The sequence below is a fragment of the Pseudoalteromonas sp. Angola-30 genome, from assembly GCF_028599215.1.
In the GTDB taxonomy this organism is placed as follows: domain Bacteria; phylum Pseudomonadota; class Gammaproteobacteria; order Enterobacterales; family Alteromonadaceae; genus Pseudoalteromonas; species Pseudoalteromonas atlantica.
The window spans coordinates 76,547-89,374 of the sequence record NZ_JAQREI010000003.1; the positions used below are offsets into that span (position 1 = coordinate 76,547).

At 43.4% G+C, this 12,828-nt stretch carries 9 protein-coding genes; 7 read left to right on the forward strand and 2 right to left on the reverse strand.

Annotation, left to right across the window (positions count from 1 at the left end):
• Window positions 1-38: 38 nt before the first annotated feature.
• Window positions 39-536, forward strand: coding sequence for a (2Fe-2S)-binding protein (locus PSH54_RS05660; protein ID WP_024034278.1), 498 nt, complete (start codon window positions 39-41; stop codon window positions 534-536).
• On the forward strand, window positions 533-2,794 hold the full coding sequence (locus PSH54_RS05665) for a xanthine dehydrogenase family protein molybdopterin-binding subunit (protein ID WP_273605675.1): 2,262 nt from the start codon (window positions 533-535) through the stop codon (window positions 2,792-2,794). The genes PSH54_RS05660 and PSH54_RS05665 overlap by 4 nt, the downstream gene beginning before the upstream one ends.
• Before the next feature lie 66 nt (window positions 2,795-2,860).
• Here PSH54_RS05665 and PSH54_RS05670 read toward each other — a convergent pair whose 3' ends face one another.
• Complete coding sequence (locus tag PSH54_RS05670) at window positions 2,861-3,058, reverse strand: CsbD family protein (protein ID WP_054983219.1); 198 nt, start codon at window positions 3,056-3,058, stop codon at window positions 2,861-2,863.
• Between the two features lie 274 nt (window positions 3,059-3,332).
• Between PSH54_RS05670 and hrpB the strand changes: the two genes are divergently transcribed.
• Complete coding sequence (hrpB, locus tag PSH54_RS05675; RefSeq protein WP_273605676.1) at window positions 3,333-5,759, forward strand: ATP-dependent helicase HrpB; 2,427 nt, start codon at window positions 3,333-3,335, stop codon at window positions 5,757-5,759.
• Window positions 5,760-5,852: 93 nt separating this feature from the next.
• Window positions 5,853-6,317 (forward strand): nuclear transport factor 2 family protein, encoded by a 465-nt coding sequence (locus PSH54_RS05680; protein WP_273605677.1) that lies wholly within the window; start codon window positions 5,853-5,855, stop codon window positions 6,315-6,317.
• Between the two features lie 82 nt (window positions 6,318-6,399).
• On the opposite strand, the gene PSH54_RS05685 is transcribed toward PSH54_RS05680, so the two are convergent.
• The gene (locus PSH54_RS05685) at window positions 6,400-6,615 is read right to left on the reverse strand and encodes a hypothetical protein (RefSeq protein ID WP_004587424.1); all 216 of its coding nucleotides are present in this window, start codon (window positions 6,613-6,615) and stop codon (window positions 6,400-6,402) included.
• 875 nt (window positions 6,616-7,490) lie between these two features.
• On the opposite strand from PSH54_RS05685, the gene PSH54_RS05690 reads away from it, so the two are divergent.
• The 3 genes from PSH54_RS05690 to PSH54_RS05700 all read left to right on the forward strand — a co-directional run bounded on the left by PSH54_RS05690 (window position 7,491) and on the right by PSH54_RS05700 (window position 12,821).
• Window positions 7,491-9,218, forward strand: coding sequence for a DUF4856 domain-containing protein (locus PSH54_RS05690; RefSeq protein ID WP_273605678.1), 1,728 nt, complete (start codon window positions 7,491-7,493; stop codon window positions 9,216-9,218).
• Window positions 9,219-9,303: 85 nt separating this feature from the next.
• The gene (locus PSH54_RS05695) at window positions 9,304-10,578 is read left to right on the forward strand and encodes an imelysin family protein (protein WP_273605679.1); all 1,275 of its coding nucleotides are present in this window, start codon (window positions 9,304-9,306) and stop codon (window positions 10,576-10,578) included.
• Between the two features lie 8 nt (window positions 10,579-10,586).
• The gene (locus tag PSH54_RS05700; protein WP_273605680.1) at window positions 10,587-12,821 is read left to right on the forward strand and encodes a TonB-dependent receptor family protein; all 2,235 of its coding nucleotides are present in this window, start codon (window positions 10,587-10,589) and stop codon (window positions 12,819-12,821) included.
• Window positions 12,822-12,828 lie beyond the last annotated feature (7 nt).

Consider the following 12,828-nt stretch of genomic DNA (forward strand, 5'->3'; position numbering starts at 1 on the left):
AAGGCATTCCTTTAAAGCGCTTTGCCAAGGAGTTAAATATGATCACGCTTACCGTTAATGGTAATAAACATGAGTTTACAGGCGATCCGTCAACGCCGGTGCTTTGGTATCTTCGAGATGAATTAAATTTAACCGGGCCTAAGTTTGGCTGTGGTATGGCGCAATGTGGTGCGTGCACCATACATATTGATGGCGTAGCGCAGCGCTCGTGCATATTACCGGTGTCGGCTGTGGCAGGGCGTGCTATTACCTCTATTGAAGGGTTAAGCGAGCAAGGCGACCACCCCGTGCAAAAAGCCTGGGTTGAGCATAAAGTGCCGCAATGTGGGTTTTGTCAGTGCGGGCAAATAATGCAAGCGGCAAGCTTATTAGCCGCTAACCCAAATCCCACTGATGATGAAATAGTGAGTAATATGTCGGGCAATATTTGTCGTTGTGGCACGTATCCGCGTATTCATAAAGCAATTAAGTCGGCGGCTAAAACCATTGCGGGCGTTGAGTATTTTGACCCAAATGAACAAGGGGAAGAGGTATGAAAAACGACAATACATACTTTGACCTAAACCGCCGCCAATTTTTAAAAACCAGCGCAATAGGCGCATTAGTATTAGGCACTTATTTTGTAGGCAGTGCACCAAAAGCGTTTGCAGGCGTGTTAGAGCAGCCCTCTGAGCAAGCAAAACGTGCTAACTTATTTATAGCGCTGCGCCCCGATGGCATGGTTGAAATAACCTGTCATCGCTCTGAAATGGGCCAGCAAATCCGTACAGCCATTGCTCAAATTGTGGCAGACGAAATGGAAGCTGCATGGGATAAAGTAGTGGTTATTCAAGGTAAGGGCGACCCTAAATACGGGGATCAAAATACCGATGGATCGCGCAGTATTCGCTACAACATGCAGCGCCTACGCGAAATGGGTGCAAGTGTACGCTACATGATGCAGCACGCAGCTGCTAAATATTGGAACGTTGAGCCGCAAACCTGTACAGCTAATCAGCACGTGGTTACCCACAGCTCGGGTAAAACGCTTGCCTATAAAGACTTAATCGACCTCGCACTTGGTATTACCCCGCCAAAGCCTGACAAGTTAACACTTAAAACACGCAAAGAATGGCGTTATATAAATACCGGTATGGCGCATATAGATTTAACCGATTTAGTAACCGGTAAAGCCACATTTGCTGCTGATGTTCGCGAGCCAAAAGCGCTGGTGGCTATGATTGAGCGCCCGCCGGTAGTAGGTGGTGTGGTTAAATCGTTTGATGCCAGCGCCGCTAAAGCAATTAATGGCGTAGTTGATGTTATTGAAATGCCTGTACCAAAAGGCGCGCCGCAATTTCAGCCAAAAGGCGGCATTGCTATTGTTGCTAAAAATACCTGGGCAGCATGGCAGGCGCGTAAAGCACTAAAGGTGGTGTGGGATGATGGTAAAAACGGCGATTATAATTCAAAAGAATTTAAAAAGTCGTTATTACAAACCGTTAATGAGCCGCAAGCGCATGTACGTGAAATAGGCGATACCATGGGCGTGTTGGCTAAATCGAGCAATAAGTTAGTAGCTGACTACTATGCGCCGCACTTAGCTCAAGCACCCATGGAGCCACCTTGTGCTACGGCGATGTATCATAAAGACCGCGTTGATATTTGGGCTGCAACACAAAACCCACAAGCTGATATGAAAACCGTAGCTGCGTTACTTGGTATGGAAGAGAGCCAAATTAACGTGCATGTCACCATGTTAGGTGGCGGGTTTGGGCGTAAATCAAAACCTGATTTTTCAGCAGAAGCTGCTTACATTTCAATGAAAGTAGGTCAGCCTATTCGCGTACAGTGGACGCGAGAGGATGATATTCAGCACAGTTTTTATCATGCGGTATCGGCTCAACATATTGAAGCTTCACTCAATGAAAAAGGTAATATTGAGGCTTACTTACATCGTACGGCGTTTTCGCCAATTATGTCGACCTTTCAAGAAGGGGCAACGTCGCCTGCAGGTTTTGAGCTGCGCTTGGGCTTTACCGATAACCCCATAAACTCACCTAACTTAAAGTTAGAAAACGGCGAAGCACCCGCTAAAACAAGGGTAGGTTGGATGCGTTCGGTATCAAATATTTTTCATGCTTTTGCTATTCAGTCATTTATTGCTGAAGCGGCGCACAAAGCAGGGCGCGACCAAAAAGACTATTTACTTGAAACCATAGGCCCTGATCGCATTTTAGATGTAACCGAGCAAAATGCCTCGTACGATAACTATGGCGCCGATAAAGACGTTTATCCATTAGATATTGGTAAATTACGCCATGTTATTGAAAAAGTGGCTGAGATAAGTAAATGGGGCCGAAAGCTGCCAAAAGGTCGCGGGTTAGGCATTGCTGCGCACCGCAGCTTTTTAACGTATGTGGCTACTGTGGTTGAGGTAGAGGTATCGGATGCTGGTGATTTAAACGTGATTAAATCGTGGGTCGCTATTGATGCGGGTACGGTTGTAAACACCGATACCGTAAAAAATCAAACGCAAGGTGGCTCTATTTACGGTATTACAACCGCAATTAGCGACGGTATTACTTTTGATAAAGGCCGAGTACAGCAAAGTAACTTTCATGATTATCGCGTACCGCGTATGAGCGACTCACCACTAGAGGTAGAAGTAGAAATAATACAAAGCGATGCGCCACCAGCTGGTGTAGGCGAGCCCGCAACGCCGGTTTACGCCCCAGCGCTATGTAACGCTATTTTTGCTGCCTGTGGGAAACGCATTAGGCAACTGCCTATAGGTAACCAATTAAAAGCGTAAATAACGTCCTTTTTTAGCCGTTAAACAAAAAAACCGCCAAATGGCGGTTTTTTTAGAAGTTAGCGATTAGTGAGTTTTTTCAAACTCGTCTACTTCGCGCTCTGCTTCTTCTTTAGATTTACCATACTGCTGCTGGATTTTACCCACTAGCTCTGTACGGCTACCTTCAATTTTGTCTAAATCGTCGTCAGTAAGATCGCCCCATTTTTGTTGCGCCTTACCTTTAAGTTCGTTCCAATTACCTTTCATACGATCGTTGTTCATAAGTATCTCCTTACTTAGCTTTAATTAACGTTCAGTATAAAAGGAGCAAAGCGTGTACCAATCAGTTAAACTTTTTATTTTGTGTTTATAATCATTGATTTATATGTTTAAGCGAGGCGTTACTTTTATTGCAACGCGTATGTTCTTAAAAAATGTACAGAGCGGTTTGTAATTATTTCTGATTATGATGCTTTTTATAACCACTCAGCTTTAGCGGCGCGTTTATTTTTGGTTTTTGTTACAATGCACACAAAGCAATTTTGGGTAAATAGCAGTGCTGCCGGTTCAAAACATATATCAACAACTTTTAACTACATTACAAAGTAACCCCATAACGTTATTACAAGCACCGCCTGGTGCAGGTAAATCAACCTGGTTGCCGCTTCAGCTTATGCGCGACGGCCATTTTAAACGTATTGTAATGCTTGAGCCGCGCCGCTTAGCAGCACGTAATATTGCCAATTACTTAGCACAGTGCCAAAACGAAAATGTGGGGCAAAGTGTTGGCCTGCGTGTACGCGGCGAGAGTAAAGTAAGTAGTAATACGCGCCTTGAAATAGTCACCGAGGGTATGCTTACCCGCATGCTACAAAACGACCCCGAATTAAGCGATATAGATTTACTGATATTTGATGAATTTCATGAACGCTCAATTGCAGCCGACACTTCACTGGCCTTTGCTTTAGAGACCCAAAGTGCGCTGCGCGACGATTTAACCATACTGCTTATGTCGGCCACCCTTGATACCGAGCGCTATACGCAATTTTTTGACTGCCCGGTTATACAATCAAGCGGGCGTAGTTACCCCATTAACGAAGTATACATACCAATAAAAGATGAGAGCCGCTGGTTAGATGCTATTCCCTCTTTAATAAAACAAGCACTAAACGAGCAAAGCGGTAGTGCGTTGGTGTTTTTGCCTGGGCAATTTGAAATAGTACGCGTACAACAGGCCCTTAATGATTTACCAAGTAACTGCTTAGTTGCCACATTATTTGGCGAGCAAGATAAAGCCAATCAGCAAGCGGCGATTGCCCCTGCGCCTAAAGGTATGCGCAAAATAGTGCTTACCACCAATGTAGCCGAAACCAGTTTAACCATTGAAGGCATTCGCATTGTTATTGATAGCGGCAAACGCCGCGCAGCGAGCTATAACTTAAAAACAGGCGTAACTGAGCTTACAACACAAAGTATATCGCGCTCCTCTGCTGTGCAGCGAGCAGGGCGTGCAGGGCGAATAGAGCCAGGGGTCGTTTACAGGCTTGGCTCAAAGCAAACATTTGAGCGACGTAATAGCCACGATAGCCCAGAAATACTCACCTCAGACATAAGCCAACTTATGCTGGAGGCAAAACAGTGGGGCGCAAATATCAGCGAACTCACCTTACTTGATACGCCAACAGCGCAGCAATGCACGCAAGCGGCAAGCTTACTAACGATGCTTGAAGCCATCGACTCTAAAGGTAAGCTCACTAAATTGGGTAGTAAAATGCTGGGTTTTGGGGCGGATATTCGCTTAGCGCATATGCTTTTAAAAGCGCAAGCGCTTGAGGCAGAACTCCCTGGTATTTATCGCTTAGCACTTTATTTAGTGGCGCTGCTTGAGAGCCGAATAAACAGCGCCAACGAGCTAAGCTTGGCGCTACATAGCCAACAACAAAGGCCACACCCAGTATTTAAGCAGCAGTTAAAATACTGGCAAAGCCGTTTAAAAGTAACCGACAGTAACAGTGAGCTAAACACAGAGTATTTAGGTTTGCTGGTGGCATTAGCTTACCCCGATCGCATTGCAAAAAAACGCGGCAATGGCTACTTACTTGCCAATGGTGCGGGCGCTGATTTAAACACCGATTACTGGCATAACGATGACTACCTTGCTATTGCAAGCATGGGCGGTCATAAAGGCACGCGTATTTTTGCAGCCACCGCACTTAGCCCATTTGAGCTACAAGATTACTTACCGCATTTGTTTACTACGCTTACCCGCTGTGAGTTTGATGAAAAAACCGCGCGCTTTATCCATCAAGACGAAGTAAAGCTCGGCGCCATTACGCTTACAAGCCAACCAAGTAAGCAAAAGCTTGATAAAACCGAGCGTGCCAAAGCGTGGCTTAATTTATTTACCAAACATGGTTTTGCATTATTTAATGAACAACCCGATGCGCAGCAATTATTAATACGCATGAGTTTAGCCAGTCAGTTTATGCCAGATACGTTCCCGGCAATAAGCGAGCAGCAACTTATCGAAACAGCTGATGATTGGTTAGGCGTATATTTACAGGATATAAAAACGCTGGAGCAGCTTAAAAAGTTTAACTACTTTGAAGCACTGCAAAATTGTTTTGACTGGACACAGCAAACAGCCCTAAAAAAACTGTTACCGCTTAGGTTAACGGTACCGAGTGGCTCAAATATAAAAATTAATTACCAGCTAGATGGCCCCGCAAAACTTAGCGTGCGCATGCAAGAAGTGTATGGCTTAACAAGTACGCCAATGCTTGCAAATGGCAAGCTGCCTCTGCTTATGGAATTACTCTCGCCAGGTAAGCGTTCATTACAGCTTACGCAAGATCTTGCGCACTTTTGGGCTAGTAGTTATCGCGATGTACAAAAAGAAATGAAAGGACGTTACCCCAAGCATTTTTGGCCCGACGATCCAGCCAACAGCGTGGCAACCAATAGAGTAAAAAGCAAAATGTAGGTTTATTAACTTAAAATGTTTGTTTTATTTTTGAACATATGAATATAGTGTACCTATAAATAAATCAATACTTTTAACTACAAGGAAGAAGAGATGAAACGACTATTTACATTAGGTTTGCTATTAGTGAGTACCTTTTCGGTTGATGCTGAAGAGGCGCTGGACTTAAACAAATTTGCACAGCATTACTACAACACAATGACCGCCACGCAAGCGCCTAACGCAAGTGAAAAAGAGCTTGAAGCCTACCTTAATTTATTAACAGACGATGTAGGCAGTCAGCACATACCGTATCAAGTAGATGACTCTCGCACTGCAGAGGGTAAAAAACTAATGCGTAAGGGCATGCGTTTTTATTTAGGCGCTCACACCTTATACGAAAGCGAGCTGCTTAATACCTTTGTATTTAACGATAGCGGCTTTGCGATTCGTTATAAAAACCACGCTAAGGGCATTCATCCGCAAAGTAAGCAGCCAATCGAGTACACATCAGTAATGATGGAAGTAATAGAAGTTGAAAACGGTAAAGTGGCGATGATCCGTAAATATCACGAATAAAACGTAAAGTGATAAAACGCGCTAGCCATTAAAGCAAAGTTAATGGCTAATCGGGCTGTAATAGCTTTTTGTTGTTAAGTGCTTAAACTTCTTTACCACCGTGTTGCTCTGCTAAATCATCTAGCTCGGCAGAGGTGTAATCAAATCCGCTTTCATCATACTCGTAAGTGACTTTTACACTGTCGCCGCCATTAAATAGGCGAGTTTTAACTTGGTTTACGGGCCAATCTTTTAGTACATGCACAAAGCGGTTAGCAACTTGCGAGGTTTCAAAGCGGTAGCGAATTTCTGTTTTCATAAAAAGGCTCTGTTATTGTATGGCTTAGCTAAAAGTGAGTAGTAAAATGACACTATTTAATGCATTACCACCTCTCATATTCTCTTGGGTGTGTTGATTTTTAATGGTTGAATTTGCAGCCGTATGTTTGATCTTTAGGCAAGGCAGAGCCTATGTAACTTGGTTATTCCCCATAAATAGGCGATAACGCAGCATAAAAGCCAAACATGGGCCGCCCATTGGGTTCTTTCTAGGGTGATAAACTCTTATTTATTGGTTTTACTTATTCTTACATGGATGTAAGTCATTAAAATAACGCAGAAGCCGTTATCGAGCCTACTAAGTTACAAACCACGCGCCGCGATTTAATCGCCCCTAGATTGAACAAATTTCTATTCGCCAAGGTCAACACGCCCTAGTATACCTTTAATCAATACGCCGATATAAGCCTCTAAAACAGTAAGTGAAGCAAAAAACCACACTTAAACGCTATAAGTGATGCGTTTTTAAAATAAATAATAATTATTACAAATAGCTTTTATATCTAAAAAGTTAATGTGATTTTATTTCTACGTAATGTTCGCACTTAGCTTTAAGGCGCAGTGTTCCTTTCTAAAAATACTTATCTAGTACAAATAAAGCATTGTTATAAGTTTCTGATAGTAAATTACTTTAATGAGTAGATTTACTTTGTATAGCTAATGCTTTGCTAAGCAATTTACGCACAGTTTAGCTATGTTAAATAGTATTTTTGCCGATCTCCCTTTGTTCTAAAAACTAAAACTATTTTAAAAATAAAACAAAAAAGCAACATTTAGGTTGATTGTTAGGTATTTGTAATTAGAATAGTCGCTATTACAAATAAGAATGATTCACATACAATATTAGGATTCAACATGAATTTGCGTAAATCTCTCCTTGCTAGTGCAGTAATTACTGCAACTATGGGTTTAACTGCGTGTGGCGGCTCAAGCTCTAGCGATAGCAACGAAACACCAACCACTCCAACAGTGACTAATTCGGCACCTACCGCTATTAGCTTATCAACAGCGGCTGTAACAGAAGATGTAGTAGGCGCAGTAGTCGGTACTTTAAGTGCAACCGATGACGATGCAACAGGCATGGTATTTACACTTTCTGATGATGAACAGTATTTTGAAATTAATGACAGCAATGAGCTAACGCTTAAAAGCACGTTAGCGCTTAATGCTGAGCAAGTAGAAACAATTGATGTAACAGTTACTGCAACCGATGCTGGCGATTTAAGTTTTACACAAACACTGAGCGTATCTGTAACTGATATTGAAGCGCAAGATGGCGTAAACGTTTACGAATTTGCCTCAACAGTTAATGCTAGTAATTCTGCGGTAAGTTACACAGGCCAAGTGGCTCGCCATGCACTTTCGGCGCAAATTAAAGCTTACATAAGCTTATTAAGTGTTGATTACATTGAAAGCGAAGGCTTAACAGGCGATGCCGTTAAAGCGCAGTTAATGGCTTATTGGAGCGAATACGAAGCCGTAAAAGATAACAGCTTTTTGTTTATTGATGGCGCAACTACGTTGCAGCAGTCGTTTGCAGAAATTTCGAATTCAGGCAAAACCTTAACAGGTAAAATTGCCGGTAACGATGCGTCTAAAATGGAAGAAGACTGGCTAACAGAAGGCACATTTGAAGGCTGGAGCGACTTTGGCACTCAAGCAAAAACGCCAGAAGGGCTTATTTTTCATTACTTTGATTTACTTGCCGCGAATGTAGATGCAATTGCAAGCGGTACGCAGTCTGAGGATGTAAACGGTAATGACATTACTGCGGCATACATCACAACAAGTGGCCTTGATTTAAACCAGCTTATTCAAAAGCACACGCTAGGTGCGTTAATGTTCTCGCAAGGCACTGACGATTACCTAGACGAAGGGCTTGATGAAGATAACACCGATGCAGCAGCCGATGGTACTTACAGTACTTTAGAGCATCAATACGATGAAGGTTTTGGTTACTTTGGCGCAGCACGTCATTATTTAGAATTTAGTGACGAGGCTATTTCAGATGGTAGCGCAAGCGCTGATATTGATGGCGATGGCAAAATTGACTTAGCGAGTGAATACAACTGGGGTAACTCTACCAATGCAGCTAAACGTGATAAAGGCGCGGTAATAGCAACTGACTTTAGCAGCGCAGCAATGACGGCGTTTATTGCGGGTCGTAAAATTATTAACGATGCTGCACCAAGTGCATTAACTGATGATCAAAAAACGCAGTTATTAGCACAACGTGATATTGCTGTAGCCAATTGGGAAAACGCAATTGCAGCCACCGTTGTACATTACATCAACGACACATTAGCCGACATTGATACAGTACAAGGTACAGAGGCAAGTGCTGACGATTTTGCTAATTTAGCTAAACACTTTAGTGAAATGAAAGGCTTTGCACTGAACTTTCAATTTAACCCATTTTCACCTTTTTACAGCGACGATAACGCAGGTAAATTTGCCGAGCTACATACATTACTCGGTGAAGCGCCACTGCTAACAGATGCATACAAAGCGCAGTTAGTAGAGGCACGTGATTTGATGCAGGAAGTTTACGGCTTTGATGCTCAAAACGTTGAAAACTGGTAATAACCACCCGTTTTAGCACCAAGGAAGGTCAGCCCATGGGCTGGCCTTTTGCCGTTTAATTTTCAAAGTTTTTAGGGTTGAAATAATGATCAATTATGCAAAAAAAGGGGTTGTGGTTGCAGCTACTGTACTAACCCTTAGTGGGTGTGGTGAAAGTAGCTCAAGTAGCACAGGCAGTGATTTTCAAAGTAGTGATAGTGGGCAAACTACGACGCCTGCGGTTACAGAGTTTGATGAAGCACAACTCGTTGCTAACTTAGCCGATAATGTAATAACACCTACGTTTGTTTTGTTTAATCAACAAGCACAAACACAAACACAGGCCGTTGCAAATTACTGCCAAGCTGAAATACAAAGCGTACAAGAAAGCTCAGAAGAGGCCATTGCGCTGCGTGCTCAAGCACAACAAGCCTGGCTAGATACCATGGCGGGTTGGCAACAAGCCGAAATGATGCAAATGGGGCCGCTTCTTGATAACGCAGGGCAGTTACGTAACCAAATATATTCATGGCCTACCTTTAGCCGCTGTGGGATAGACCAAGACGTGGTGTATAACCAAGACGGTGTTATTAACCAAGATCAAAATCGCCCGTATGCCATTAGCGAAAGAACAGCAACACGCCGTGGCTTATTTGCAATTGGGCATGTGTTGTTTAACGAGCAATTAGCGCATCATTGTAGTGTGGCAAATGATGCCCTTGCAGATTGGAATAACCGTACAGATTTAGCGCGTCGTCAGGCTCGTTGCGAGTTTGCTGTGGTGGCAAGTGAAGATGTTTTAAGTTCGTCAGCGCAGTTATTACAAGCTTGGCAAGGGGATAATGGTTTTGCTAACGAATTAAAAAATACCGGCCAAAGTGGCTCTCGTTTTAGCACAACTCACGAAGCACTTAATCATATTAGCGATGCACTGTTTTATATCGACACAATAGTAAAAGATAAAAAATTAGCAGAGCCGATTGGTATTTTTTCAAATTCGTGTGGCGCATCGGCGTGCCCTGAAGATGTAGAAAGCCTAGATGCGAAAAGCTCTTTAGATAATATTCGTAATAACTTAGCGGCGTTTGAAGCGTTAATTATGGGTAATTTAGACGCTGAGCAAGCAGGCACTGGCTTTGATGACTTTTTAGATGCAGAGCAAGCACAGGCTACTAAAACACGTTTAGTTGAAGGAATAGCAGCTCTTAAAGCCACTTTAAATAGCATAGATAGCTCGCTGGCCGATTTGCTAATTGATAACGAGCAACAGGTACGTGATGTACATGGGCAAGTGAAAGTGCTGACCGATGAGCTAAAAAATGACTTTATTAATGAGCTAGCACTTGAGCTACCCACCACCTCTGCAGGCGACAACGACTAAGGGCGACAATGAAATACAATAAACTTACAATTGCATTGCTTATGGCCGTAAGTTGCCAAGCAGTGGCAGAGCAAAAAAACGAATTAGAACATATTCAAATTATTAGCCATAACGATAAATTGCGCACCGAAGCAGGCTCGGCAACTTTAATTGGCGAAGCGCAACTTGAACAATTTGAGTTTGATGATATTCATCGTATTTTATCGCAGGTGCCTGGGGTAAACATACGCGAAGAAGATGGCTTTGGGCTAAGGCCTAACATTGGTTTTAGGGGCGTAACCCCTGAGCGTAGTAAAAAAATAACCATTTTAGAAGACGGTGTTTTAATTGGCCCTGCGCCGTATTCGGCACCGGCGGCTTATTATTTTCCGCTTACTACACGCATGACCGCAGTTGAAGTGTTTAAAGGCCCAGCAGCCATACATTATGGCCCGCAAACGGTGGCGGGTACGCTTAATTTAGTGTCGCGCCAAGTGCCTGATGACGCCAGCGGTATGCTTGATATTTCAGCAGGCTCTGATGGCTATAAAAAAGCGCACGCGTATTATGGTAATCGCGAAGGACAGTTTGGCTTTTTAGTTGAAGGCGTTCACCTAGAAAGTGACGGTTTTAAAGAGCTTGATGGCGGGCAAGATACAGGTTTTGAAAAAGACGATTTATTAGTTAAATTAGATTACACACTTAATAGCGAGCAGTTTAAGCAACGCTTTGAGTTAAAGCTGGCCTATTCAGATGAGCTTTCTAACGAAACCTACCTTGGGTTAACCGAAGAAGATTACCAGCAAACACCGTATCGCCGTTATGCCGCCAGCGGCCCTGCAAATATGGACACTAAGCATACGCAAGTGATGTTTACCCACCAGCTTAGCAGCGACAATTTTGCCCTTACAACCCGCGCCTATCGCAACGATTTTGAACGTGCGTGGCTTAAACTCAACGCGGTTACTAACAGCAGTGGTAGTTTGTCGGATATTTTGGCAGACCCAACACGCTTTGAGCGTGAATACAGCGTTATTAGTGGCCAAGCCGATTCGGTTCAAAGTGGTGAAAGCAATGTATTTTTAACCATGGGAACTAACGACAGAGCCTTTTTCTCGCAGGGCATACAGTTTGATGGTGATTGGCAAGTAGCTGCGTTTGGGCTAGAGCACTCACTCTCATTTGGGGTGCGTTTTCATCAAGATGAAATAGAGCGCGATCATTTTGAAGACACCTACGCCATGGTTAACGCGGTTAACACCCGTACAGACACCGCGAGTGTATTTACCACACAAAATACCGAATCTACCGATGCGTGGTCGTTATATATTGAAGACAAAGTAACCTTAGATAAGCTAACACTTGGTTTAGGCGTGCGTGGCGAGTTAATGGATATGTCGTATCAAAATGACGGCCCTGGACAAGCAAACGATTGGCAAGATAAATCGAGCCGTATCTGGTTACCTGGTTTAAGTGGCTTTTACCAATTATCGGCCAATGCAGGGTTACTTTTTGGTGTACACCAAGGGTTTGTGCCCTCAAGCCCATCTAGCCCTGTACGTGAAGGAGATGAAGAGTTTGAAAAAAGCGTAAACTATGAATTTGGTGGCCGTTACAACAACGGTAACAGCCAAGTGGAAGTCGTGAGCTTTTTTAATGATTATTCAAACTTAGTAGAAAGCTGTGGCCAGTCAAACTGTGGAATCGAAAACGAAATTGACCGCGAGTTTAGTGGTGGGGAAGTGGATGTATGGGGCGTTGAGTCTCAATTTGCACACACTTACGCATTAAATAAGCACATTGATGTGCCGGTACGCTTAACTTATACCTACACGCAAAGTGAGTTTAAAGAAGAGCTATTTAGCGAATTTACGCAGTGGGGACATATTCGCCCGGGCGATCATTTACCGTACTTGCCTAACCATCAAGCTGCGCTGAGCTTAGGCCTTGCACATAACGATTGGTCGGTTGATGTATTAATAAAATACACCTCAGAAATGCCAGAGGCCGCTGGCGTAGCTTATACCGCTGGCGAGCTTGGTAACACCACAGGGAATGATTTTTCATTACCGTTGGCAGGTGTCGAGGTACCCGCTACAACCGTTGTAGATATTGCTGCGCGCTACGAGCTTGATCAATATGGGCATATTTACGCTAAGGTAGATAATCTGTTTGACCAAGATAACATTGTTAGTCGTCGCCCATATGGCGCGCGCCCGGGTAAACCGCGTAGCGTAGCCGTGGGCTACAAATATCAATTTTAAGAGGTAA

Bases quoted from the DNA above. Each gene is read 5' to 3' on its own strand.
- PSH54_RS05660 (WP_024034278.1), top strand. From the start codon at position 39: ATGATCACGCTTACCGTTAATGGTAATAAACATGAGTTTACAGGCGAT.
- PSH54_RS05665 (WP_273605675.1), top strand. From the start codon at position 533: ATGAAAAACGACAATACATACTTTGACCTAAACCGCCGCCAATTTTTA.
- PSH54_RS05670 (WP_054983219.1), bottom strand. From the start codon at position 3,058: ATGAACAACGATCGTATGAAAGGTAATTGGAACGAACTTAAAGGTAAG.
- PSH54_RS05680 (WP_273605677.1), top strand. From the start codon at position 5,853: ATGAAACGACTATTTACATTAGGTTTGCTATTAGTGAGTACCTTTTCG.
- PSH54_RS05685 (WP_004587424.1), bottom strand. From the start codon at position 6,615: ATGAAAACAGAAATTCGCTACCGCTTTGAAACCTCGCAAGTTGCTAAC.
- PSH54_RS05690 (WP_273605678.1), top strand. From the start codon at position 7,491: ATGAATTTGCGTAAATCTCTCCTTGCTAGTGCAGTAATTACTGCAACT.
- PSH54_RS05695 (WP_273605679.1), top strand. From the start codon at position 9,304: ATGATCAATTATGCAAAAAAAGGGGTTGTGGTTGCAGCTACTGTACTA.
- PSH54_RS05700 (WP_273605680.1), top strand. From the start codon at position 10,587: ATGAAATACAATAAACTTACAATTGCATTGCTTATGGCCGTAAGTTGC.